The following is a 23,220-nucleotide window of genomic DNA, read 5'->3' on the forward strand; positions in this document are numbered from 1 at the left end:
TATGGAATCCTTTCTAACAGAAACACAAATTAAAGTTTTAAAATTAAGAAAAAAGGGTTTAACACAAGAAGAGATAGCAAAATTATTGGGAACAAGTAGAGCAAATATTAGTATGATAGAAAAGAGAGCAAAAGAAAATATAAAGAAGGCATATAACACAATAAAAATTTACAATATGATTATTGCCCCAGTATCTATTGAAATTGATGAGGGTATCGATGTCTTGGAGATTCCAAAAATTGTATTTAAAAAAGCTGATGAAGAAAATATAAAAGTAAAATACAACACCTTGGAGTTAATTGACCTTATAAAAGAAAAAGCTTCTGATTTTATTAAGAATAGAATAACCACAAAGAAATTTAAAATATACATCCTTGAAAATGGAGATGTAGAAATTAGTAGATAATAGAGGGGATTAAATGAAGATTGTTGAAGAGATTCCACAAAAAAATATTATTAAACTTATGCCTGAAAATTTAGATGATTTGTGGGTTTTATATAACATTATTGAAGAAGGAGATAAAGTATTTGCAGTTACTGAGAGAAGAGTGCAAGATAAAGGAGATGTTATCAGAGCAGATAGAGGAGTTAAAAGAAAAATGTTCTTAGGTCTTGAAGTAAAAAATGTAGAATTTGACGAAAATTTAAATAGATTGAGAATCTTAGGTTCAATAATTCATGGTCCAGATGATGTTCCTCTTGGAAGTCATCACACATTTGAAATTAAGCCATTTGACGAACTATCAATTGAAAAAAATTGGAAAAAATGGCAAATTGATAGAATAAAAGAGGCGATAGAGTCTTCTAAGAAACCTAAGATTTTAGTAGTAGTTATGGATGATGAAGAGGCAGACATTTTCGAAGTTAGAGATTACACTATAAAAGAAATTTGCTCAATAAAGTCACATACATCTAAAAGGTTGGATTATAAAATTAACGAAGAACTAAAAAAAGAATACTATCACGAAATTGCAAAGGTTTTAGAGGAGTATGATGTCGATAACATCTTAGTTGCTGGTCCAGGATTTGCAAAGAATACATTTTATAATTTTATCTCTACTCAGTATCCAGAACTTAAAAGTAAGATTTTAGTGGAAACTATATCTACAACTTCAAGAGCAGGGATGAATGAGGTTATTAAAAGAGGGCTGATTAATAAAATATATGCACAATCAAGAGTAGCAAAGGAAACACAATTAATAGAGAAACTTTTAGAGGAAATTTCTAAAAAAGGATTGGCAGTTTATGGAATTGATGAGGTTAAAAAGGCATTAGAATACTCAGCCATAGACACATTGTTAGTTTCAGATAGTTTAATAAGAAATCATGAAATTGAAAAAATAATTGATACTACTGAAGAGTTGGGAGGGAAGGTAGTTATTGTCTCCTCTGAACACGATGCTGGAAAACAGTTAAAAGCATTAGGAGGAATAGCAGGGTTATTAAGATTCCCTATAGAATAATAAAAATAAAATCATCTCCAAAATAACTTTTTAATTTTGTCAATAAAACTCTCTTTCTTTTTAATTTTTATATCAAAATCTATTGGAACCCCTGCTAATATTGATGCTAATTTCATATATGCTAAAGATGCAGGAGAGTTTGGTCTATACTCTATAACGCTCATATTTTTCAATGTTCCCGCTCTAACATTTTCATCCTCAGGAACTTCAACTAAAACTTTTCCTTTTATTAACATCTCAATTTCGTTCTTTCTTATCTCTCCAAAATCTCTACCAACTCTATTTAACACTATTCCCATTAAAGGAGTTCCAGCCATTTCAGCACTCTCTTTTAATCTAACAGCGTCAATAATTGAAAACATTTCAGGAGTAACAACAAGTAATAGTTTGTCTGCAACAGCAAGATGAGTAGCCATCTCTCTATTTAATCCAGCAGGAGCATCTATAATTATATATTCAAACTCATCCTCTATATCATTTATAACATCTGGAAGTAGGTCAATATCTGACTTCTTATAACCTTCTAAGGATAAACTTGTTGGTAAAACATAAACTCCTGTTCTATGTTTATAAATAGCCTCTTTTATATCTGCCTCTCCACTTAAAACTTCGTGTAATGAGGGTTTTTTCTTTTCCATATTAAATAATATTCCCAAATTAGCCATTGATATATCTCCATCAACAGCTAAAACTTTTTTTCCTAATTTTGCAAGACCTACAGCCAACGATGCAGAAGTTGTTGTTTTTCCTACTCCTCCTTTTCCAGAAGCTATGGTAATTATCATACATATCACTATCATGGTAATATTTGTAGATAATAATTGTTTTTAGTATCTTAGAAATTTTCAAAGTTAAGTAAAAATAAAATTAACCGAAAAGTTTAAATAAAGGATTTTATATCACTATTTAATTGAAAATCTATTGAGAGGTGGGATAATGGGAGAGTTACCAGTAGCACCATTTGAAAGAATATTGAAGAAGGCAGGAGCAGAGAGAGTGAGTAGAGCAGCCGCAGAATACTTGGCTGAGGCTGTTGAAGAGATTGCATTAGAAATAGCAAGAGAGGCAGTTGAATTAGCTAAGCACGCTAAAAGAAAAACCGTTAAAGTCGAAGACATTAAGTTGGCATTAAAGCAGTAATTTCTTTATTTTTGATATTTTTATTTTTCAACTAATTGAGACCTTATTTTTATATTTTTACAATAATTAAAAAAATTTTATTCTTATAGCGATTTATTTTATTAGTTCTTATTTCATATATATATGAGCCCTGGTGGTGTAGAGGATATCACAGGGGACTTCGGATCCCCTGACCCGGGTTCAAATCCCGGCCAGGGCTTTAATGATTAAAATTATAGACGATGAGATTATGCTTAAATTGATAGTTTCTATAATTGTTATAATTATATTAGCATTACTCATTAAAAAAAGTAAGTGTTTGGATGATAAGGGAATTATTTGTTCTTCCCTTATGGGTTTCATATTATTATATTTTTGTGGATTTGAATATTTAATTTTGTTACTATCTTTTTTTATATTGGGAGTTATTGTTAGTAAAATAGGTAAAGAAAAAAAGAAAAATAAAAACATATATGAAAGTAGTAGAAGTTTAAAAAATGTTTTAGCTAATGGTTTAATTCCATTAATATTTGCAATTTTAACAGTTCTGGGTTTTAAATGGGCATTGTTTGGTTATGTATCTTCAATTGCCGCAGCAACTTCAGACACTTTTTCTTCAGAGTTGGGAGTATTATCTGATGAGAATCCAAGATTAATAACAACATTTGAAGTCGTAGAAAAAGGAACTGATGGAGCTATAACAATATTTGGATTAGTTGCTGGGCTATTAGGAGCTTTTATAATAGGAGTTATAGGATATCTATGTTTTAAAAATTCTAATATTATAATATGTAGTGTTATTGGAGGTATTTCTGGTAATTTAGCAGATAGCATCGTTGGAGCATTATTTGAAAGAAGGGGTATTTTAAACAATGAACATGTGAATTTAATTGCTACAATTGTAGGAGGAATCATAGGAGTGTTAGTAGTTAAAATATTATAAAAAATCTTATCAAAGATAATAAATAATTAAATATACTAATTACCGAAAAATTTATATATAACTTCTGTAATTTAACTAATACTGCAAATGAGCCTCGGTGGCTCAGCCTGGTAGAGCGCCTGACTTGTAATCAGGTGGTCGGGGGTTCAAATCCCCCCCGGGGCTCCATTTTCTGTTAGTGGGCCTGTGGGGTAGCTTGGTCTATCCTTTGGGATTTGGGATCCTGAGACCCCAGTTCAAATCTGGGCAGGCCCACCACTAAATATCAGTAATTTACTTTCAAAGTTGCGTTTGGATCAGGACAATCCCACCACTTTATGTCCGGCGGTAGTTCAGCCTGGTAGAACGGCGGACTGTAGATCCGCATGTCGCTGGTTCAAATCCGGCCCGCCGGACCATCTTCAAAACTTTCTTTGTATGATTTGACCAAAAAGTATATATAGGAGAAATACAATATGTTTGGAACACACATAAGTTAAAGGTTAAAGAGGGCCCGTAGCTCAGTCTGGCAGAGCGCCTGGCTTTTAACCAGGTGGTCGAGGGTTCAAATCCCTTCGGGCCCGCCATTTCATTTGGTACGGCGGTCATAGCGGGGGATACACCCGAACCCATACCGAACTCGGAAGTTAAGCCCCCCAGCGATGCCCCGAGTACTGCCACCTGGCGGGAAAGGGGCGACGCCGCCGGCCTCTTTTTATTCATTATTATTGAATGCTTTGTTAGGTTATCCTTGGCATTATTATGCCCTGGTGGTGTAGCCCGGCCTATCATACGGGACTGTCACTCCCGTGACTCGGGTTCAAATCCCGGCCAGGGCGCCATTTTTTATTTTAGATGAACTAATTGATAAATTTAAATATTTCTAATATTTTAATTAAATTTTAAAAGTTTTAAATGTGGGTAATATGGAAGAAGAATTTTATAAGATTATAAAAGGAGTAGGGATTATAAAAAATATTATCAAAATGATTTATTTATCGAATAAAAATAAGGATATATTTTCAAAGCCTTCCAAAACTAAGCCAATTCAATTAGTTGAGTGTATTGGTTGTGGACTCTGTGTAAGTAAATGTCCGACCAATGCTATAAAAATATTTGATTTTAGAGAGACAATATGCTCTGTTTGTGGAACTTGCTTAGAAATATGTCCCAATAACGCTATAATAAAAGATAGATTTACAATAGATGAGAGTAAATGTATGAAATGTGGAATATGCATATCATTTTGTCCCATTCCAATAATTAAAAAAGAAATTCCAAAACCAAAGACACCAGTAATTTTAAAAGATAGATGTAACAGTTGTGGTTTATGTGATTGTGAGGCAATAGATGTATTAAATAAAGAAATTGATCCAGAAAAATGCAAACTATGTTTAAAATGCATTGATAGATGTTCTTTACAGGCAATTTTAACGCCAGATGAGTATGTAAATTCTTTAGTTATAAAGGTAGATATTGACAGTTGTATATTTTGTAGAGAATGTGAAGAAGTCTGTCCAATTAGGGGAAATAATGAGTTTAGAGAAGGCTAAAGAAGATTTTAGATATTTAATAAATAGGGGATATAAAAAAGATGTTGCATTAAATTTTGTTGCTAATCATTACAAGTTGAGTAAAGAAGATAGAATTAGAATTATTAGAACTACTCACACGGATGAGGAGATTAAAATAACAAAAAGTAAATTAAAAAGATTATCAGATATAAAAGGGAAAACACTATATATTGATGGATTTAATGTTCTTATAGGTTTAGAGGCTTTAATTAAAGGAAATAAAGTTGTTTTGTGTGACGATAATATATATAGAGACTTTGAAAAAGTTTATGGTAAATATAAGATAAACGAATACTCCGTTAAAGCAATATCGTTATTATTAAAAATTCTTAAAGAGTATGATATAAAGCCAATAATTTATTTAGATGCCCAAGTGTCAAAAAGTGGGATGTTAGCAAAAAATATTAGAGAAAAAATGAAAGATTATAATATAGTTGGAGAAGTTCATTGTGTTAAAAACTGTGACTATAATCTTAAAAATAAAGAAATAGTAGCAACATCAGATAGTGTAATAATTAAAAGTAAGAATGTTAAATATATTGTTGATTTAGTAGCAGAGGCTATCGAATATTTAAAAAATCAGAAAAGGGGAGAAAATGAAAATTGGAATAATGAGTGATACTCACGACTATCTACCTAACATAAGAAAGGCAATAGAGATATTTAACAAGGAAAATGTTGAGACAGTAATACACTGTGGAGATTTTGTTAGTTTGTTTGTCATAAAGGAGTTTGAAAATTTAGATGCCAATATAATAGCAACATATGGAAATAACGATGGAGAGAGATATAAATTACAGGAATGGTTAAAAGAGATTAATGAAGATAATATTATTGATGATTTCGTATCAATTGAAATTGATGGGTTAAAATTTTTTATAACTCATGGTCATCATAAATCTGTCTTAGATTTGGCTATAAACTCTGGTTTGTATGATGTTGTTATCTATGGACATACCCACGAAAGAGTTTTTAAGGAGGTTAATAATGTTTTAGTTATAAATCCTGGGGAGTGCTGTGGATATTTAACAGGTATTGCCACAATTGGAATTTTAGATACAGAGAAAAAAGAATATAGAGAAATAATAATAGAATAATAAATTAAAAATAAAAATATGGGTGAAAATGATGGTTAAAGTTCTGTTAATAGGAGGAGGAGCAAGAGAGAGTGCTATAGCTCATGCTTTAAAAAAGAATGATGAAGTTAAATTATACACTTTAATGAAAAATAAAAACCCGGGAATTGCAAGATTATCAGAAGAGATTAAACTAGCAAAAGAAACTGATTTAAATGAAGTTAAATCATTTGCTGAAAAAGTTAAGCCAGATTTAGCAGTTGTAGGTCCAGAATCTCCATTAGAGGCAGGAGTTGTTGATCTATTAGAGGATATGGGTATTCCAACTGTTGGCCCAAAAAAAGTAGCGGCTCAAATAGAAACAAACAAAGAATTTATGAGAAATTTATTAAAAAAATATAATATAAAAGGTTCTTTAATGTTTAAAGCTTTTGAAGAGTATGGAGAAGAGTTAGAAAGTTTTATAGATGAACTTACTGAAAAAGGAATAAAGGCAGTTGTTAAACCAGTTGGATTAACTGGAGGAAAAGGAGTTAAAGTCGTTGGAGAGCAATTAAAAGACAATGAAGAAGCAAAAAAATATGCTAAAGAGATTTTTGAGACTGGATTAGGAGGAGGAAGAGTATTAATTGAAGAAAAATTAGAGGGCGTTGAATTCACATTGCACGGATTTGTTGATATTGACAGTATAAAATTCACACCATTTGTTCAAGATCATCCACATGCATTGGAGGGAGATAAAGGTAGTATAACTGGAGGTATGGGTTCTTACTCATGCCCAGATCATAATTTACCATTCATGACTGAGGAAGATGTAAAATTGGCAAAAGAGATTATGGAAGAAACTGTTAAGGCATTAAAAGAAGAAGTTGGTGGTTATAAAGGAATTTTATATGGACAGTTTATGCTAACTAAGGATGGGCCTAAGATTATTGAATACAACGCAAGATTTGGAGATCCTGAGGCAATGAATATATTGGCAATATTAAAAAACGACTTCTTAGAAATTTGTGATGCAATAGTCAATAAAAAACTCAAAAATGTAGATGTTGAATTTGAAAATAAAGCAACTGTTTGTAAATATGTTGTTCCTAAGGGTTATCCTGACAATCCAGTAAAAGGAGAACCAATAACAGTAGATGAAGAATCAATTGAAAAGTTAGGAGCAATATTACATTATGCATCAGTTAATGAAGAAGATGGAACTATATATATGACAGGTTCAAGAGCTGTTGCTGTTGTAGGAGTTGCAGACACAATTGAAGATGCTGAAAAGATTGCAGAAGAGGCTACAAAATATATTAAAGGAGAAGTTTATCACAGAAGTGATATTGGTAAGAAGGAGTTAATTAAGAAAAGAATAGAGAAAATAAAACAGTTGAGAGGATTCTAACTTTTTATTATACCCTAATAATCTCTTTATACATTAAATAACAAATCAAAATTCCAGAAATTATTGACGAACTTAAAATCATCCACATTATTACAATTTGAATTTCAGCAGCATATATAGGATTAGCCCCACTCAACAGCATACCAACCATAGCTCCCGGAATAAAGATAACTCCAACAGATTTCGTTCTATTCATCTGTGGAATTATTGCTGACTTTACGGCATTTTTTATAAATGGCTTTAAAGCAGTTAATTCCGTAGCTCCTAATGCCAAATATCCCCATAAAATATCTCTTTCAGATTTTACTAAATCTATGATTTTATCTAAGGTTAAATGGACTGTATTCATTGTATTACCAACAACCATTCCCATTAGTGGAATTACATAAATAGGCTCAAATTTAATAACATCAGAAAATACCAATATAATTAATGAAATTATAGTTGTCGTTAAAAAGGTAACAAATAAACTAAGAAAAAGTTTTTTCTTATGCTTTAATTTTATTTCTTTCATTATTAAATATGATGCCACAGTAATCATTACAGAAATCATAAGAAAAGCTCCCATCATTCCTAAAGAAAAAATATAAAGTAAGGCATATCCCAATATAAACAGTTGAATTAACGCCAATATTGAAACATAAAATATTTTTTTCTCAATGCCTAACTTTTCAATATATGCGATAACAATGGCTACTATAACAAAAGCGAATGCATAGAGTAGTTTTATAAATAACATCAAAATAATCACCCATCTCTATGGTTAATTATTATCTATTAACATTAAATTACATTAACATTAATTGTTAAGTAATACTCATAAGTAAATTTAAATAAACTCTTAATATAAAAAATCTTTTAAGTGACTTATATGAAGTGGGAGATTACTTTTAATGGAATCACTTATAGATGTATTAATTGTGCATACTGCTGTTCTTGTGAAGGATGGAGAATATATTTAAATTACTTCGATGTTTTAAAACTTAAAGATTACAAAGATTGTATAGAGAGATGCAAAGGAGAATTTAAATATAGAGTAAAAATTAATGAAAGAGGATGTATTTTATTAAATAATAATTTATGTAGAGTTCATTTAGAAAAAGGTTATGAGTTTAAACCTTTAATGTGTAAAATTTTTCCATTCAGTAGTATGGTAAAGTGGAATGGAACTCCTTTGTTGATAATAAAACATTACTGCAAAGGAATTTGTAAGGGAGAAACTGATAAAAAAGTTATTAAAGAAGTTATTAAATATATAAAAGAACTTTATTTTGATAATTTTGAGGAAATTATAGAAAATGGAATGGAACATAGTAGTAAAACTTTACTATATAAAGATTTTAGAATTAGTTGGGAAGAGAGAGAAGAGTTTGGAAGATATATTTTTAGTAGTAAAAATTTTGATGAAATGTTTGAAAGATGCAAAGAAATTTTTGGTAGTAATATAAAATTAATAAATGTAGAACTTTTTAAATCTATAAAAAACAACATTGCAAAATACTCTAATCAAGAAAATGAGGAGGAAATTATAAGATACCTATTAGAGTTAAATAGGAGAGAGCATTTTAGAAAGATCCCATTTTATGAAGAAGTAGAAAAATTATTAAAAATATCTCAATATCTTTCTAAATTTAAAAATGTATTAAGAGCTGAAGGTAATATTGATAAAAAGTTATTTATAGATAATACCTACAATTTAAAATAAACTTTTAAAAATTTACAGAATTGGGATTTTTTATGGATTTTAAAAAATATATTAAAGAAAAGTTTCCTTATCCTAAGATTAGAGAGCCACAAAAAAGAATGATGCTAAAAATTTATGAAAGTATTTTAAATAAAAAAAATTTGATAATTGAGGCTCCAACTGGTGTAGGGAAAACTTTGGGTTATTTAATTCCCGCTATATATTTTGCTGAAAAGGGAAAAAAAGTTGTTATTTTAACTGAAACTATTGACCAACAGGTTAGAATTTACGAGGATTTAAGTTCTATAAAGCATAATTTAAAGGTTGCCTATCTGATGGGAAAAGGTAACTATATATGTAAATCAAAGGGTGGAAAAGCAAATAGGTTATACTGCCAACTAAACAAAAAATGTCCTTATAGACCAAATAAAAGACCTATATGCTACTGTGGAACTAAAAAACAGGCAATAAATTTAGGAAATAAGACAATTTACCACTGTCCTTATTGTGTTTGTGAGTATCAAAAGGCAAAAATTGATAGTATTTTGGCTGATATTGTTGTAGTAAATAATAGTATGTTTTACTATGCAAAGGAAGATATTGAAAGTAAAAGAGATATAGATATAATTATCTGTGATGAGGCACACAAATTAGAGAACAGTGTAAGAAATGCTTCTACAATAGTTATTAATCCAGATATGGCTATTAATAGATTGAAATATATGGCTATTTATTACGCTCCAAATATTTTAAAAAAGAGATTAAATGTTGAGGATGAAAACTTCTGGGAAATTATTGAGAATTATTTAGTTAATAAAAATGTAGATATAGATATCTGCAAAGAAACGATTATTTTTGATGGAGAATTACACTCTTGGAGATATAAGACAGAATTGGCTATATTAGGATCTATATTAGATGGATACTATCAAATAAACAATATAAAAAATAAAATTTTAAAATTTAATGAAAATGAAGAGATTGATAAAAATGAACTTAAATTTAATATTGATAATAGAGCTTTAATTTCTATAGAACTCGATTTTATTCATAAGAGGAAATTGTCTGATATGCACATTCTTGAATTTATTGAAAATATCAAAAATTTAAAATATATTAATGATAATTATGTAATATATAGAAGTGGAAATTCCTTACTATGTGAGCCAGTTTTTGTTAGTTCTCATTTAAAAGAACTTTATAATAATGCAGTAGTTATTCATTGTTCTGCCACAATAGGAAACTTAGAAATGCACGCTATAAAAACAGGAGTGGATAATCCAGATTTTTTAGTTTTAGAGAGCCCATTTCCAAAAGATAGGAAGATAATTATAGGCTTAAAAGATGGAGTAGATATGAAGTATGAAAGAAGAGATAGAGAAAAGGCTAATAAAAACTTATTAAAAATATTGGAGGCAATAAATGGAAACACATTAGTTTTATTTAAGAGCTTTGAAGATTTAGATAACTTTTATAAATATCTAAAAAGAGAAATTGATAAAACTAATATTAAAAATAAAAACATTCACGTGTATGAGCAGGGAATGGATGGAAAAGAGGCTAAGGAATTAAAAGAAAGATTTGAGAGAGTTGGAGGGATTTTATTGGCAACTGGTAGATTTGCCGAAGGGGTAGATATTCCCGGCGAGGCATTAGTTGGTGTTGTTATTGACACACTACCATTTCCAGTTCCTACTCCTTTAATATTAAGAGAACAAAAAATATTAGAAGAAAAATTCAAAAAAAGAAATATTAAAAATGCTCATTGGAGATCTTTTTTAATGACCTCTTTTGATAGAATGGCAAGAACCTTAATTCAAATGATAGGTAGATTGATAAGAACAGAAAACGATTATGGAGTTGTAGTTATACAAGATAAAAGATTTTCAGATTGGGTTGGAAGAGTTTTGAAGGAAAAAGGTTATTTAAAAGATGACTATGAAATTATGAGTTTAAATATGGCTATAAAATACATTCCTAAATTTATGAGTCAGTTTAGAAGATAATTTTTATACAAAAATTAATTTATATATTTAAATTAATAAATATATTATTCAAAAATAAAAAATGGTAGGGCGGCGGGGATTTGAACCCCGGACCACTCGGTTATCAGCCGAGCACTCTAACCAGGCTGAGCCACCGCCCTACAAGAGCAAAAAATAGATAATAATAACCCATATATATAGTTTTCGTTAATTGATTAATTTAAATTAATTTTTACAACTATACATTACATCAATAACATCTTTTAATGTAGCATTAGTTTTTATTCCTTTTGAATTATAGTGAGTAACTGTGGCTTTAAAACCAAACTTTTTTAATTTATTTATAATATCTTTTATTGGTGGAACTGATATTTTTAAAATCTTTCCTAATTGGTGAGTATCGTAACAACCAACTTGATTTATTTCCGCTTCCTCACTAATGGCATTTAATATTTTTAAAACTCTCTCATTTAATTTTCTTTCCTCAGCTATTTTTAAAGCTTCATCAACGAGAGTTTTATCGTATAAATTACCTATATATAAAGGCCCTGAGAATCCTTTTTCATAACCTTCTTCAAATTTTTTAATTATCTTAATTCCATTAATATCTTTAACATAGCCAAGCATTTCAAAGGTTTTATCTGCCCTCTTAGCTCCTCTATCAGTAATTAAATATACTCTAACATAATGATCAGTAGAATGACAAAATACAGGTTTTAAAGATATTTCATATTTTGTAGCCATTCTCATAACATATCCTACCAAAACTCTCAATGCAAACTCATGGCAATCTCTACTAAATAATGGATATGCTAAATATTTCCTTAAACATGATTTCTTAGATCTTCCACATAAAGCAGCTGTATCTGTTGCAGTTATACATAACAACCCATTTCTTGTAACTAATGCCCTAATAGCTTGGTCAATATAAGGAGATGGAGAGCCAAAGGGATCTAAATCTATAACATTGAAAAATCTAAAATGTTTTGATAAAAATGTGTTTGCATCTTCATTAAAAACTTTTATATTCTCAATTTTATTCATTTTAGCATTATTTATTATTTTTTCATATGCCTTTGGATTTATGTCATTTAAGAAAACTTGTAAGTCTCCACGAAATTCTATTTCTTTTGCATATCTAAGACCTCTAATCCCACTACCTGCCAAAGCGTCACATATATAGCATTTATCAACTTTATGATATAAATTTAAAAATGCTTGGACTATAACTATACTTAAATCTCTACAAGTTTTCATTCTTGGGTTGTAAAAAACTTCGTCCTTCTTTGTAATTGTTAATTTATCTGGAACTTCAAAAATAACATCTCCCTCTTTTAAAATCATAATCTCACTCATTATAAATTTGTTAAAAGAAAATAAAGAATAATTTTATATTTAGATTTAAGTTCTATAATTTTTAATTAGTGAGTTGTTTTCGTTATATCCAATGCATAAATTTCTTATTGGACACTTTTTACAGTTTGGACTATCGTGATTAAAACAAAAGTTAGTTCCAATATATATTAAACCATCATCAAAATCAGCTATTGAATAATTTACATTTTCTTCTTTATTTATAATTTTTATTAATAAGTTTGGAATGTGTTGAATTTCTATATTTCTTGGAGGTCTTTTATTTATTTTTAAATAGTTAATAACTAAGTCATCATATTCTTGTTTTAGATTTTCATCATTAATTGAAATTTTTTTACCTCTTAAATTTGTAACTCGAATATAATCTTTTTTACCTTTACCTCTTCCTTTTTGGATTACATCCCATTTTATATAATCTTTAATAGTACCTATTTTAGTTAAAAATCCACATCTAAATAAAACTCTACCCGCATTACTATCAAATGGGACCTCATAAGAAATTCCAGTCCAACCAGTATCACTCCTTTTTTTAAGATTTAATCTATTTACATACAATTTCGCAAATAAATGGCACGCTTTATCTCCTATAGCACTTCCTAATCCATATCTTTCATTATCTTTTAAACCTCTCGCCATTAACTCAGCTGAATCATAACTTTCTAAATATTCAATAAGAGGTTCTATTGACTGTTTATTTTCTTTCTCCAAATCTTTTTCTAATAGTAAATACATAGCCAAAGGAGTGCCCCATCTATGTATTGAATAATCTAAAACCTGTTTAATCGGAACAATACCTCTTTGTGATTGTGCAAAGAATAAATTATACTTTGAAGGATTAGTATTGTTCAATTTTGCCCATGTTTCTGCTCTTATTTTTTTAACCGATTCATGTTGTTCAATTAAAGTATCAATTGATATTCCCAACTCTTTAAAAAAATCTAATGGTCTATGAAGAATTCTTATTTCTTCTCTATAAAGGTTAGTTATAACACCATTTAGCAGTTTTCTAACTCCTATAATATCTGGTCCCTGATCTAAAACGACCATTAACACCAAATATCTTGCTAAAATTTCTCTCCTCGTAAATTTTCCATCTCTTCTATCTAAATCAGAATAATTTATTTCTCCATTTTTATCTAAAAAATGTTGAAATGGTTCAACTTCACGTAAATCTGGTTTTAATTGATATTCTTTTCCAATCTCACATATTCTTTTAACTAAATCCTTTAAAAATTCTTCTATTGTATTACTATCCATTATGACACCATTTACTTTATTTTTTTATAGTATTACTCTTATTAATCCACTTTATTAATCCATTCTCTTTTTGCCTTTCAATTTCTTCTAATCTCTTTTTTGCAAATTCATAATATTCTTTAACTATTTCAAAACCTAAATAATGTCTATTTAGCATTTTTGCAACAACACAAACCTGTCCAGATCCAAGGAAGGGATCAAAAACTATATCTCCTTCATCACTTCCATATAGAATAATTTTTTTAACTAATTCAGTAGGCAATTTTGTTGGAGTTTTAACTTTACCTCTCCAATACTCCCTATTTATTATCCAAACATCTTCTGGATAATGTTCTATTTTATTAAATTTGTATCTTTTTTCATCTTTAACAACAAATAAAATGTGGTAGTGGGATGTAACAAATTTCCTTTTTGTAAAAACTCCAAATTGATATTTCCAAATAATGTGGTTTATTGTTATAAATCCTACATCATCCAATGCATTGAGAACATCCTTTAAATTTGTCCAACCAGAAAATACATACATACTCCCAGTTGGTTTTAATATTCTATATGCCTCTTTCATCCAATTATAAGAAAATTCGTAATATTTTTCTTTGGGAATCTCATTGTAACCTTCTAAAACATTCTCATATTTTCTATTGTAGTTATTCTTTTTACCTTTAAAGTTAATTCCATATGGAGGGTCTGTAACAATTAGATCAATACTATCATCTGGAATGTCTTTCATTAAAACTAAACTATCTCCTAAATAAATATTGTCTATCTCAAATTTACCCAATTTCATAATTAAGTCACCTAAATTATTAAATTTAATTATAAAAGCGTTCGAAACAAAAATAAATAAAGCAAAAATAAAATAGAAATTAAATAAAAAACTAATAAAAAATTAAATTTATTTCTTATTTATTCTTTCGATAGTTATTTTAACTCTATATATTTCCCCATTTGGAGTTTTTATTTCCCAATCTTTTGTATAGTCCTCTTTTATATCATCTACAAATATTCCCCTTACTTCTCTTTCTATAATTTCCTTAAACTCATCTATATCTACTCCTTCAACTTTAACTTTAATTTTTTCTTCTATATCTAAGTCTAAATCTTTTCTCATTGCTTGAATTCTTCTTATAATTTCCCTCATTAACCCTTCTCTTATTAAATCATCAGTAATTTCAGTATTTATAAAGACAGTTCCCTTTGAAAATTCAACTCCTGCAATGTGCTCAGGAACCTCTAACCTAATTTCAACATACTCTGGCTTAATTTCATATCCATCCAATATTACAGAACCTTCTTTTAATTTTTCCATTAACTCCTTAGGATCTACTTTTTTTAATATCTCAACGACCTTTGGAACTTCACTTCTATATCTCTTACCTAACTCTTTATAGTTTGGTTTTATTATGTATTTGCTACCTTCAACTTCTCCAAATTTGATATTTTTGACATTACCCTGATTTTTTATTATGTATTTAAATCTCTCTACTGCTTTTTTAACCTCTTCCCCACCAGCAATAGTTATTTCTTTTAATGGATATCTTAAGGTGTATTTTATTTTATCTCTTCCTCTATAAATAGCGTCAACTATATCTCTAACTATTGCCATATCTCTCTCTAACTCTTCATCAATAAACTCTTCATCAACTTCTATTTTATTCATAAATATACTTTCTTCCATATCTTCTGTTTTTAAGTTTTGATATATTGCCTCAGCTACATGAGGAGATACAGGAGCCATTATTATAGATAACTTTAATAAGACATAGTAGAGTGTTTGATATGCTGCTAATTTATCATAGTCATCTTTTTCTTTCCATGTTCTATCTCTAATCAATCTAATATACCATCTACTTAAGTCATTTAATATGAAATCTTTTAATGTCCATGTGTATGTGTGGAAATATGGAATATCAAGGTTTTCAATTGCTATTTTGGCAACAGTATTTACTCTACTTAAAATCCATCTATCTTCATCTTTTAGATGTTCAAAGTATTTTTTATCAGGTTTAAAGTTATCTAACACCATGTAATTTACAGCGAACATATAGGCGTTCCATAAGGTATTAAATAAACTTAAAACATCATCCATTTCACTCCATACAAACCTTAAATCTTCCCAAACCTTGTTTGCACTTAAAAGATAGAATCTTAATAAATCAGCCCCATATTTTTCAACGACATCATCTGGATTAACTATATTTCCTAAACTCTTACTCATCTTTTCTCCACGTTCATCCAAAGTAAAGCCGTGCATTAAACATTTTTTGTATGGGATGTCATTGAATACAATTGCTGAAAGTGCATGTTGTGAATAAAACCACTTAGTAACTTGGTCATGCCCTTCTGTTATAAAGTCAGCTTTTTTTAATGTTTTTGAACCAATTGAAGCATAAGGAGCTAATCCAGAGTCAAACCAAACATCTAAGACATCTGGAACTCTCTCCATTACTCCTCCACATTCACATCTCAATTTTATTTTATCAACTGTTGGTTTATGCAAATCTTTAATCTCTCCAACTTCATCTTTATTTATCATTCTCTCCTCTAATTCTTCAACACTTTCCACAACTATATATTTTCCACATTTCTCACAAACCCATACTGGCAATGGAATTCCCCAATACCTCTGCCTACTTATATTCCAGTCCCCAACAAACTTAACTCCATTTATATATCTTGTTTCAACCCAGTGAGGTATCCATTTAACAGTTTTTGCATGCTCTATAATATTATCTTTAATTTTTGATATCTCTAAAAACCACTGCTCAGTAGCTCTAAACAAGAGAGGTGTTTTACATCTCCAACAGTGTGGATAACTATGTTTTATTTTTCCAACATAAACTAACAATCCTTTATCTTTTAGAGTTTCTATTATTTCATTATCTGCATCTTTAACAAAAACTCCTTTCCATTTTCCTTCTATGTATTTACCTTCATCATCTATTGGTGAATATATAGGCAGATTGTATTTTTTACCAACTTCAAAGTCCTCTTCCCCATGTCCAGGAGCTGTGTGAACTAAACCAGTTCCTCCCTCTAAGGTTACATGCTCCCCTAATATTATAGTATGAGCATTTTCTAATTTAGCAAATTCTTTCTGCCTCTCATTCTCATCTAATAATGGATGAATATATTTTATTCCTTCTAACTCTTTTCCTTTAACTTTTTTAATTATTTTGTAGTTTTTGATATTGTATAATTTTTTAGCTTTGTTTATAACATCCTCAACTAACTTTTCAGCAATAATCCAAACTTCTTTTTTGTCATCAAATTCAACTTCTACATAAGCATAGTCATAGTTTGGATGTACTGCAACAGCCAAGTTAGCTATTAAAGTCCATGGAGTTGTTGTCCAAATTATAATATAGGTGTTTTCTTCATCTTTTAATTTAAATTTTACATAAACAGATGGATCATAAACTTCTTTATACTCTCCTCTAACTTCGTGCTCTGCTAAGGCAGTTTCACATCTTGGACACCAATAGACAACCCTCAAATCTCTTGTTAATAATCCTTTCTCATGAGCAACTTTTAATGTCCACCAACCTATCTCCATATACTCCTTAGTTATTGGCATGTATGCATTTTCCCAATCTAACCAAACTCCTAAGTTTTTAAACTGATTTTCCATAATTTCTTTGTGTTTTAAAGCAAATTCTTTACATTTTTCAATAAATTGTTCTACACCAATTTTTGTTTCAATCTCTTTCTTGTTTTTTATTCCAAACTCATTTTCAACTTTAACCTCTATTGGTAAGCCATGCATGTCCCATCCAGCTTTATCTAAAACATTATATCCTTGCATTCTTTTAAATCTTAAATATGTATCTTTAATTATTTTATTCCATGCAGTTCCAAGATGTATTGCCCCAGAACAGTAAGGAGGTCCATCAACAAAATAAAATTCTTTATTTCCTTCATTCTTTTTCTTTACTTTTTGATATATATCATTCTCTTCCCAGAATTTTTTTATTTTTTTGTCCAACTCTCTAAAATTAACTGGCCCTACACTTTTCATTTACTCACCTCAGTTTTTGTTACATTATAAAAAGAAAGAATATTTTTAGTAAAAATTTAGGTTCTATCTTTTGTAAGAGATTTTAATTTACGAATTCTTGAAATTATTTTATCTAAATATTTGTTAAGTTGAATATTCCCAGAAACTTTTTGATAATCTTCATCTGGTAAATTTTGAATTTTATTTAAAATATCTTTGTTATTTAAATTAGCAATCTTATATAACTCCATACAAATTTCTTTTATATTTAATCCTTTTTCAGCGACAATATTTAATAATTCATCATAAGGCACTTTTTCCTCTATAATTTTCCAAGAATCTCCAAATATATCGTTTTCCATAATGTATTCAATAATTTCTAATATTTTTATACCTAAATCTAATTTTAAAATTTTAGTAGCTAAATAATTCTCTTTTTCTTCAAGTTCAGTAATTTTGTCTATGTTATTTTCTTCATCTTTTCTTAATTTCTCTAAAAGCACTCTAATCTCATTTAATTCTTTAAGCATTTTTTCTCCTTTTTCTATTGTCCTTTGTTTATTGTTTTTTATCTCGACTAATGTTGGATACTTATTTTTACTCATATAATCACCATAAATATTAATTATTTCTTTTTTTTTGATTTGTAATAACCTTTTAATATTGGCAATTTTGGAAAATCATCTAACAGTTTATAGTATATATCTCCATATCTTTCACTAATGACTACTATATGAGCAGGAGGATGAATTTTTCTAATTCTATCTATTGCTTTTGGAGCCTTTTCAGCAATCTTCGCAACGCATGCCTTTTTACATGGCTTTTTTACCTCTCCTAAGATATGTCCTAATATTTCATCAGCCGCCTCTGGAACTATAATTTTAGGTTTTCCTATAATTGTTAATTCTGCATGTCTATCTACATCTGCTAAGGCATTCTTCAATTTTTCATAACTATCTCCTCTAATTAATAGTAGTGTCATAACTATCCCTAATTCGTGTTTTATTAATCTATAATTAATTCAAGTAATTTTTATTTCATTATATTATTAATAAAATTTTTTATAAATATCTTCTATGTCTATCCGCATGCCTTAAATATTCCTCAAGCATAAATGGAAAATTAACGGCATTTACAAATCTTAATCCTAATCTTTGAGCCCATTTTTCTATTCCCCCATCAGTAGCTACAACTGCGGCATCTAACTCTTTGGCCAAAAGTAAAACATCCAAATCTGGAGCACTGTCTAATGTTCCAACTCTTAAAGCACTTCGATATTTATTTCTAAATGTATTTATTGTTTTTGATAGAACTTTATTTATAATTTCATCCTTTCTCATTTCTGGATGTCTTTTTGATAATTCATAAACCATATCAGAAGATTTTATTATATGCTCTTCTCCAATTCTCATCCCTTTATTAATCCTCTCCCTCAAATCCTTAACATATTCATAAAATATCTCTGAAGGAATTTTTATCTCATATCTGTTTGGAGTTTTCTTAACGAGCCAAGTATCTACCTTTATTATAACATCTTTTGGACAATTTTCACTATGTAAGAATCCAATTAACTCCTTATATACACTTGGATATGGTATATGACACGAGATATTCAACTTTATCCTTGCTTCTGCTATTAAATCCATCAATTTATCTGTTAATTCTGTAATTGTCTTAACATTCATTGCTTTTCTAACCGAGGGTTCAGTGAATGCACTTGTATCTAAGCAAAATCTCTGTTTCTGCATAATTCCACATATTTTGATTTATTTCATCATTATCTTTAACTGCTAATATTCTTATTTTAGAAGGGTAATTATTTATATATTTTGAAATGGTTTCATTTGGAATTCTTGCCTCTAACTTGGATAAAATTCTTTCTTTAAAATGTTTTGAAAATCCATTGGGTAAAGTATTTTTTATTTCATCTATATTATTGTATGGTTTATTTTTTTCTAATATCTCAGCAACATTGTTAGGAACATACTTATAAATATCATATTCATTTACAGTTTCTAAAATTCTATCTTCAAATCTTTTTAATATTAAACTATTTAATTTTCCACTATTTGATAGTTCTTTTAATATTTCAAGGGTTGTAGATGGTAGCATATCCTTAACATCATCAAATCTATTGTTAAATATAGCCTCTCTTATCTTAGTTCCACTTATTCCTTCCAATCTTCTAATAAACACAAATTTTGGATGAAAATTTAAATCTTCCTCTTTATTTAATTTATAAATCATTTGAGACATTGAAGCAATTACATAATTGTCTATATTTAATTTTTCCCTTAAAACTTCTCCTGTCTCCACACAGATAATTTTATAGGGCTTGACTTTTATGTGGTATCCTTTATTTATGCAACTAATAACTTTCTCTATAATTTTCTCTGGAATGTAGCCCCGTGGTATAATTTCAGCCCCCAAGTGGTAGAACATTTTTATTAAGCATCTCATATACTGCCCTGAACCCATAATTCCCATTGGTGGTCCTTCAACAACAATATCAGCCCCTGCCTTTATAGCCATCTCTGCCCTTATATATCTGTTTAATAAATATGGAACTCCCCTACCACTCCTTTCTAATGGTCCAGGCAAAACACTAATAAAAATCCCATACTTTTTCCCTACATCCAATGCATATTTATGCCCCCTATGTAATGGATTGTATTCTGTAAAATCACATACAATTTTATCTTTATTTTCTTTTTCTTTAATTTTTTCTACAATTTTTTTAAATTTTTTAAAAGATAATTCATCCTTTCTTTTGGAATCTTTAATTATCTCTTCTCTATCTTCTAAAAAAATTTTTAAATTTAAATCCATAATTTCACCAATAACCATAAAGTTTATATATGAGTAATTAGATTTTTATAGATGTCGAGGGCCCATGGTCTAGCTGGCTATGACGTCGCCCTTACAAGGCGAAGGTCGCCGGTTCGAATCCGGCTGGGCCCACTATTTCTATTTTATTATAGAAAGATAAATTTGTTAATGCGAATATATGAATGACTGGATTAGCAAAAAAATTAATTAAAAGAGCATTTTTAAGTTTTATTATCTTCTATATTCTTTTCCTGAGTTTTTTGAATAGATTCTTGTAAATCTTTCTTTAATGCAGAAATTATTTTAACTAATTCCTCAACTTTTTTCATACTTTCTTTTTCAGCCTTATTTAAATCTTCAATAGACTTTTTTAAATCTTCAACAACCTCATTAAATGATTTCTCTACATATATATCTGACTTTACTCCAATTAATGCTTTATCATCTATTACTTTTGCCTTTAAAAAAACACCTGGACCAACAGGAATTAAAGTTTCAGAATCAACATTTATATTTTCAAGAGTTTTTATTGACTTTTCTATTTCTGATCTTAATGTTCTTATTGATGCTAATTCACTTTGAAGCATTTGCAATTGTTGATTATACATTTCTAAAACTATAGCTTTTTGTCTTAAATCTTCGTTCATATTCTCCATAATTTTCACCTCAGTAATTATAATAAACATAAAAAATATATACTTATTCCTAATAAATTTTATTATGTTTATTAAATTGGAAATTTATAGGGGTTTATTATGAGATTGTTTGGAGTTATTGGATACTTGGCTGTTTTAATTAAGGCAATTACTGAGTCTTGGATTGATGTTGTTAGAAGATGTATTAATGGAGATATAAAACCTGAGATTATAGAAATAGAATCTATTATAAACAATCCAACTGGTTTAATTTTATTATCATGGTCAATAACAGCCACACCGGGAACATTAGTTATAGATCTAATCCCAGAAAAGAGAAAGTTAAAAGTGGCTACAATAAGTCCAAGGAGTAGAGAGGATATTGTACCTTTTGAACCATACATTAAAAAAATTTTTGATTAAATTAAAAATAAATATTTTATTCAATAGGTTTCATAGAATCTCTGTAGATTTGTTCTACCCTTTCTCTTGTAGCCTCTACAGGAGCTAAACTTAATAATAAATCTAAACTTGGAGTGTTAAATGCTAAATCAACTAATTGTGGAATGTCATCTTCTCCAAATCCTAAATCTGGCAGTTTTTCAGTTAATCCTACACTATTTAGCCATTGCTCAACTTGTTTTGCTAAATAAATACCATCCTCTTCTGCTTTCTTAACATCTTCAACTATTGGTTCGTAAATATGTGCAAATGTTTTTGGCAATGCTTTATGACAGTGTTTTATAACCGCTGGTAATAAAACACCCAATCCAATACCATGTGTTACTTCAGGATTAATTCCACTCAATGGATGTTCCAATGCGTGTGTATAATGTAATAATCCATTATTAAAAGCTATTCCTGCAATTGCAGAGGCATATAATAACCAATATCTTGCCTCTAAGTTTTTAGGCTCCTCTAATGCTATTGGTAAGTATTTAGCAATAATTTCAATCGTTCTCCTTGCCAAATCAATTGAATATGGACTTCTTGTTATAGTCGTTGCAGCTTCAGTAACATGGTTTAATGCATCAATTGTTGTAGCAAGTGTTTGCTTTTTTGGTAATCCTGTAAGTAATGCAGGGTCATCAATAGAGTATTTTGGATATATACACTCTGCAACTAATGCTGGTTTATAGTTTTTCTCAGGAATATTTGCTACTGCAAACCTATCTACTTCAGTTCCAGTTCCATGAGTAGTATTAATTGCTACTATTGGTTTAGCCTTCTCTGGTGTAAATTTATACTCATATAAACTTCTACCATCTTCATTTGGATATTCTAATAATACTGCAACACCTTTAGCAGTATCTATTGGACTACCTCCCCCAATCCCTACCACAATGTCGGCATTAATCTCTCTACCTAAAGCAACAGCCTCATCAATCATATCTACTGTTGGGTTTGGAGATACTTTGTTATAAATAGCATAATTCATATCATACTTCTCTAAACTCTTTTCAACAACATCCCATGCCCCACATTTCTTATAAGAGGATTTACCTGTAACAAACAATACATTTTTCATACCTTTGTCTACAAATTCTTTAAATATATCGTCAATCTTATTTATTGCTCCTACTCCAAAGTAGCATGTTGGCTTACATCTTAACTCAAAGACATTATTAATGTCTATTTCCCCCTCGTATCTTGCCATTTTATCCCTCTACATTTTTTATTTTTTGATTTATTAACATAATACTTATTTTAAAAATATTATTTATAATTTACGATATAGTAATTATAGATATATTTATGTTAATGAGACTGTCAAGATAAGAAAGATTTAAAAATATGGAAGTAAAAAATAGGGGATATGAAGCTGACGATAGAAGTATTAAAGGAACGAATGGCGGAACTTTTTAAGAGAGATAGGAAATCGGTGGAGATTAAAATTTTATCTGGGATTTTA

The 23,220-nt window shown here is 29.2% G+C and carries 23 protein-coding genes, 8 tRNA genes, 1 rRNA gene and 1 pseudogene; 20 read left to right on the forward strand and 13 right to left on the reverse strand.

The window, feature by feature from the left end; genetic code table 11:
• Window position 1 precedes the first annotated feature (1 nt).
• The gene (locus tag HZY31_RS05530; RefSeq protein ID WP_297318438.1) at window positions 2–406 is read left to right on the forward strand and encodes a Tfx family DNA-binding protein; all 405 of its coding nucleotides are present in this window, start codon (window positions 2–4) and stop codon (window positions 404–406) included.
• A 13-nt stretch (window positions 407–419) separates the two neighbouring features.
• The gene (locus HZY31_RS05535) at window positions 420–1,463 is read left to right on the forward strand and encodes an mRNA surveillance protein pelota (protein ID WP_297318439.1); all 1,044 of its coding nucleotides are present in this window, start codon (window positions 420–422) and stop codon (window positions 1,461–1,463) included.
• Between the two features lie 11 nt (window positions 1,464–1,474).
• Here HZY31_RS05535 and minD read toward each other — a convergent pair whose 3' ends face one another.
• Window positions 1,475–2,248: a cell division ATPase MinD gene (gene minD, locus HZY31_RS05540; protein ID WP_297318440.1), complete on the reverse strand. Its 774-nt coding sequence runs from the start codon at window positions 2,246–2,248 to the stop codon at window positions 1,475–1,477.
• A 151-nt stretch (window positions 2,249–2,399) separates the two neighbouring features.
• Between minD and HZY31_RS05545 the strand changes: the two genes are divergently transcribed.
• From HZY31_RS05545 to purD, 13 genes are all read left to right on the forward strand, one after another.
• Entirely contained in the window at window positions 2,400–2,603 is a 204-nt protein-coding gene (locus HZY31_RS05545; RefSeq protein ID WP_297318441.1) for a histone family protein, read from the forward strand.
• Window positions 2,604–2,730: 127 nt separating this feature from the next.
• A tRNA-Arg gene (locus HZY31_RS05550) sits at window positions 2,731–2,802 on the forward strand.
• Window positions 2,803–2,805: 3 nt separating this feature from the next.
• Window positions 2,806–3,525, forward strand: coding sequence for a TIGR00297 family protein (locus tag HZY31_RS05555; protein WP_297318442.1), 720 nt, complete (start codon window positions 2,806–2,808; stop codon window positions 3,523–3,525).
• Window positions 3,526–3,616: 91 nt separating this feature from the next.
• Window positions 3,617–3,693 (forward strand) — tRNA-Thr (locus tag HZY31_RS05560).
• A gap of 12 nt (window positions 3,694–3,705) precedes the next feature.
• Window positions 3,706–3,783 (forward strand) — tRNA-Pro (locus HZY31_RS05565).
• A 63-nt stretch (window positions 3,784–3,846) separates the two neighbouring features.
• Window positions 3,847–3,923, forward strand: a tRNA-Tyr gene (locus HZY31_RS05570).
• Between the two features lie 91 nt (window positions 3,924–4,014).
• Window positions 4,015–4,091 (forward strand) — tRNA-Lys (locus HZY31_RS05575).
• Window positions 4,092–4,101: 10 nt separating this feature from the next.
• Window positions 4,102–4,214, forward strand: a 5S ribosomal RNA gene (gene rrf, locus HZY31_RS05580).
• Window positions 4,215–4,268: 54 nt separating this feature from the next.
• A tRNA-Asp gene (locus HZY31_RS05585) sits at window positions 4,269–4,346 on the forward strand.
• Window positions 4,347–4,430: 84 nt separating this feature from the next.
• Window positions 4,431–5,057 (forward strand): 4Fe-4S binding protein, encoded by a 627-nt coding sequence (locus HZY31_RS05590; protein WP_297318443.1) that lies wholly within the window; start codon window positions 4,431–4,433, stop codon window positions 5,055–5,057.
• Window positions 5,038–5,697, forward strand: a complete 660-nt coding sequence (locus HZY31_RS05595) for a DUF434 domain-containing protein (RefSeq protein ID WP_297318444.1) — start codon at window positions 5,038–5,040, stop codon at window positions 5,695–5,697. The genes HZY31_RS05590 and HZY31_RS05595 overlap by 20 nt, the downstream gene beginning before the upstream one ends.
• Complete coding sequence (locus HZY31_RS05600) at window positions 5,675–6,175, forward strand: MJ0936 family phosphodiesterase (RefSeq protein WP_297318445.1); 501 nt, start codon at window positions 5,675–5,677, stop codon at window positions 6,173–6,175. Before HZY31_RS05595 ends, HZY31_RS05600 begins: the two co-directional genes overlap by 23 nt.
• Window positions 6,176–6,206: 31 nt before the next feature.
• Window positions 6,207–7,547: a phosphoribosylamine--glycine ligase gene (gene purD, locus HZY31_RS05605; RefSeq protein ID WP_297318446.1), complete on the forward strand. Its 1,341-nt coding sequence runs from the start codon at window positions 6,207–6,209 to the stop codon at window positions 7,545–7,547.
• Window positions 7,548–7,554: 7 nt separating this feature from the next.
• Here purD and HZY31_RS05610 read toward each other — a convergent pair whose 3' ends face one another.
• Window positions 7,555–8,286 (reverse strand): ABC transporter permease, encoded by a 732-nt coding sequence (locus HZY31_RS05610; protein WP_297318461.1) that lies wholly within the window; start codon window positions 8,284–8,286, stop codon window positions 7,555–7,557.
• A gap of 132 nt (window positions 8,287–8,418) precedes the next feature.
• Between HZY31_RS05610 and HZY31_RS05615 the strand changes: the two genes are divergently transcribed.
• Both HZY31_RS05615 and HZY31_RS05620 read left to right on the forward strand, forming a co-directional pair.
• Complete coding sequence (locus HZY31_RS05615) at window positions 8,419–9,252, forward strand: YkgJ family cysteine cluster protein (RefSeq protein WP_297318447.1); 834 nt, start codon at window positions 8,419–8,421, stop codon at window positions 9,250–9,252.
• Window positions 9,253–9,284: 32 nt separating this feature from the next.
• The gene (locus HZY31_RS05620) at window positions 9,285–11,237 is read left to right on the forward strand and encodes an ATP-dependent DNA helicase (RefSeq protein WP_297318448.1); all 1,953 of its coding nucleotides are present in this window, start codon (window positions 9,285–9,287) and stop codon (window positions 11,235–11,237) included.
• A 62-nt stretch (window positions 11,238–11,299) separates the two neighbouring features.
• Here the strand turns inward: HZY31_RS05620 and HZY31_RS05625 are convergent.
• The 9 genes from HZY31_RS05625 to HZY31_RS05665 form a co-directional block, all read right to left on the reverse strand.
• Window positions 11,300–11,377: transfer RNA gene (locus HZY31_RS05625), tRNA-Ile, on the reverse strand.
• A gap of 64 nt (window positions 11,378–11,441) precedes the next feature.
• Complete coding sequence (locus tag HZY31_RS05630) at window positions 11,442–12,560, reverse strand: tRNA (guanine(10)-N(2))-dimethyltransferase (protein ID WP_297318449.1); 1,119 nt, start codon at window positions 12,558–12,560, stop codon at window positions 11,442–11,444.
• 57 nt (window positions 12,561–12,617) lie between these two features.
• Complete coding sequence (locus HZY31_RS05635; RefSeq protein WP_297318450.1) at window positions 12,618–13,847, reverse strand: hypothetical protein; 1,230 nt, start codon at window positions 13,845–13,847, stop codon at window positions 12,618–12,620.
• A 16-nt stretch (window positions 13,848–13,863) separates the two neighbouring features.
• Complete coding sequence (locus tag HZY31_RS05640) at window positions 13,864–14,634, reverse strand: DNA-methyltransferase (protein WP_297318451.1); 771 nt, start codon at window positions 14,632–14,634, stop codon at window positions 13,864–13,866.
• 108 nt (window positions 14,635–14,742) lie between these two features.
• The gene (gene ileS, locus HZY31_RS05645) at window positions 14,743–17,865 is read right to left on the reverse strand and encodes an isoleucine--tRNA ligase (protein WP_297318452.1); all 3,123 of its coding nucleotides are present in this window, start codon (window positions 17,863–17,865) and stop codon (window positions 14,743–14,745) included.
• Window positions 17,866–17,921: 56 nt separating this feature from the next.
• Window positions 17,922–18,449, reverse strand: coding sequence for a hypothetical protein (locus HZY31_RS05650; RefSeq protein ID WP_297318453.1), 528 nt, complete (start codon window positions 18,447–18,449; stop codon window positions 17,922–17,924).
• Between the two features lie 20 nt (window positions 18,450–18,469).
• On the reverse strand, window positions 18,470–18,826 hold the full coding sequence (locus HZY31_RS05655) for a DUF356 domain-containing protein (protein ID WP_297318454.1): 357 nt from the start codon (window positions 18,824–18,826) through the stop codon (window positions 18,470–18,472).
• Window positions 18,827–18,905: 79 nt separating this feature from the next.
• Complete coding sequence (locus HZY31_RS05660) at window positions 18,906–19,592, reverse strand: RNA ligase partner protein (RefSeq protein WP_297318455.1); 687 nt, start codon at window positions 19,590–19,592, stop codon at window positions 18,906–18,908.
• Window positions 19,549–20,691 (reverse strand): nucleotidyltransferase family protein, encoded by a 1,143-nt coding sequence (locus HZY31_RS05665; RefSeq protein WP_297318456.1) that lies wholly within the window; start codon window positions 20,689–20,691, stop codon window positions 19,549–19,551. Before HZY31_RS05665 ends, HZY31_RS05660 begins: the two co-directional genes overlap by 44 nt.
• A 40-nt stretch (window positions 20,692–20,731) precedes the next feature.
• On the opposite strand from HZY31_RS05665, the gene HZY31_RS05670 reads away from it, so the two are divergent.
• Window positions 20,732–20,805: transfer RNA gene (locus HZY31_RS05670), tRNA-Val, on the forward strand.
• Between the two features lie 89 nt (window positions 20,806–20,894).
• Here HZY31_RS05670 and pfdA read toward each other — a convergent pair.
• Window positions 20,895–21,320: a prefoldin subunit alpha gene (gene pfdA / locus HZY31_RS05675; protein ID WP_297318462.1), complete on the reverse strand. Its 426-nt coding sequence runs from the start codon at window positions 21,318–21,320 to the stop codon at window positions 20,895–20,897.
• 108 nt (window positions 21,321–21,428) lie between these two features.
• Between pfdA and HZY31_RS05680 the strand changes: the two genes are divergently transcribed.
• On the forward strand, window positions 21,429–21,731 hold the full coding sequence (locus HZY31_RS05680) for a monovalent cation/H+ antiporter subunit E (RefSeq protein WP_297318457.1): 303 nt from the start codon (window positions 21,429–21,431) through the stop codon (window positions 21,729–21,731).
• A gap of 16 nt (window positions 21,732–21,747) precedes the next feature.
• Here the strand turns inward: HZY31_RS05680 and HZY31_RS05685 are convergent, their stop codons facing one another.
• A complete protein-coding gene (locus tag HZY31_RS05685; RefSeq protein ID WP_297318458.1) occupies window positions 21,748–22,965 on the reverse strand; it encodes an iron-containing alcohol dehydrogenase in 1,218 nt (405 codons plus the stop codon).
• A 159-nt stretch (window positions 22,966–23,124) separates the two neighbouring features.
• Between HZY31_RS05685 and HZY31_RS05690 the strand changes: the two are divergent.
• Window positions 23,125–23,220 (forward strand): annotated as a pseudogene (locus HZY31_RS05690) (IS6 family transposase); the annotation flags it as partial.

Origin of the sequence: Methanocaldococcus sp. (assembly GCF_024490875.1) — an archaeon.
Lineage (GTDB): Archaea > AGJL01 > Methanococci > Methanococcales > Methanocaldococcaceae > Methanocaldococcus.

Bases quoted from the DNA above. Each gene is read 5' to 3' on its own strand.
- HZY31_RS05530 (WP_297318438.1), top strand. From the start codon at position 2: ATGGAATCCTTTCTAACAGAAACACAAATTAAAGTTTTAAAATTAAGA.
- HZY31_RS05535 (WP_297318439.1), top strand. From the start codon at position 420: ATGAAGATTGTTGAAGAGATTCCACAAAAAAATATTATTAAACTTATG.
- minD (WP_297318440.1), bottom strand. From the start codon at position 2,248: ATGATAATTACCATAGCTTCTGGAAAAGGAGGAGTAGGAAAAACAACA.
- HZY31_RS05545 (WP_297318441.1), top strand. From the start codon at position 2,400: ATGGGAGAGTTACCAGTAGCACCATTTGAAAGAATATTGAAGAAGGCA.
- HZY31_RS05555 (WP_297318442.1), top strand. From the start codon at position 2,806: ATGATTAAAATTATAGACGATGAGATTATGCTTAAATTGATAGTTTCT.
- HZY31_RS05590 (WP_297318443.1), top strand. From the start codon at position 4,431: ATGGAAGAAGAATTTTATAAGATTATAAAAGGAGTAGGGATTATAAAA.
- HZY31_RS05595 (WP_297318444.1), top strand. From the start codon at position 5,038: ATGAGTTTAGAGAAGGCTAAAGAAGATTTTAGATATTTAATAAATAGG.
- HZY31_RS05600 (WP_297318445.1), top strand. From the start codon at position 5,675: ATGAAAATTGGAATAATGAGTGATACTCACGACTATCTACCTAACATA.
- purD (WP_297318446.1), top strand. From the start codon at position 6,207: ATGGTTAAAGTTCTGTTAATAGGAGGAGGAGCAAGAGAGAGTGCTATA.
- HZY31_RS05610 (WP_297318461.1), bottom strand. From the start codon at position 8,286: ATGTTATTTATAAAACTACTCTATGCATTCGCTTTTGTTATAGTAGCC.
- HZY31_RS05615 (WP_297318447.1), top strand. From the start codon at position 8,419: ATGAAGTGGGAGATTACTTTTAATGGAATCACTTATAGATGTATTAAT.
- HZY31_RS05620 (WP_297318448.1), top strand. From the start codon at position 9,285: ATGGATTTTAAAAAATATATTAAAGAAAAGTTTCCTTATCCTAAGATT.
- HZY31_RS05630 (WP_297318449.1), bottom strand. From the start codon at position 12,560: ATGATTTTAAAAGAGGGAGATGTTATTTTTGAAGTTCCAGATAAATTA.
- HZY31_RS05635 (WP_297318450.1), bottom strand. From the start codon at position 13,847: ATGGATAGTAATACAATAGAAGAATTTTTAAAGGATTTAGTTAAAAGA.
- HZY31_RS05640 (WP_297318451.1), bottom strand. From the start codon at position 14,634: ATGAAATTGGGTAAATTTGAGATAGACAATATTTATTTAGGAGATAGT.
- ileS (WP_297318452.1), bottom strand. From the start codon at position 17,865: ATGAAAAGTGTAGGGCCAGTTAATTTTAGAGAGTTGGACAAAAAAATA.
- HZY31_RS05650 (WP_297318453.1), bottom strand. From the start codon at position 18,449: ATGAGTAAAAATAAGTATCCAACATTAGTCGAGATAAAAAACAATAAA.
- HZY31_RS05655 (WP_297318454.1), bottom strand. From the start codon at position 18,826: ATGACACTACTATTAATTAGAGGAGATAGTTATGAAAAATTGAAGAAT.
- HZY31_RS05660 (WP_297318455.1), bottom strand. From the start codon at position 19,592: ATGCAGAAACAGAGATTTTGCTTAGATACAAGTGCATTCACTGAACCC.
- HZY31_RS05665 (WP_297318456.1), bottom strand. From the start codon at position 20,691: ATGGTTATTGGTGAAATTATGGATTTAAATTTAAAAATTTTTTTAGAA.
- pfdA (WP_297318462.1), bottom strand. From the start codon at position 21,320: ATGAACGAAGATTTAAGACAAAAAGCTATAGTTTTAGAAATGTATAAT.
- HZY31_RS05680 (WP_297318457.1), top strand. From the start codon at position 21,429: ATGAGATTGTTTGGAGTTATTGGATACTTGGCTGTTTTAATTAAGGCA.
- HZY31_RS05685 (WP_297318458.1), bottom strand. From the start codon at position 22,965: ATGGCAAGATACGAGGGGGAAATAGACATTAATAATGTCTTTGAGTTA.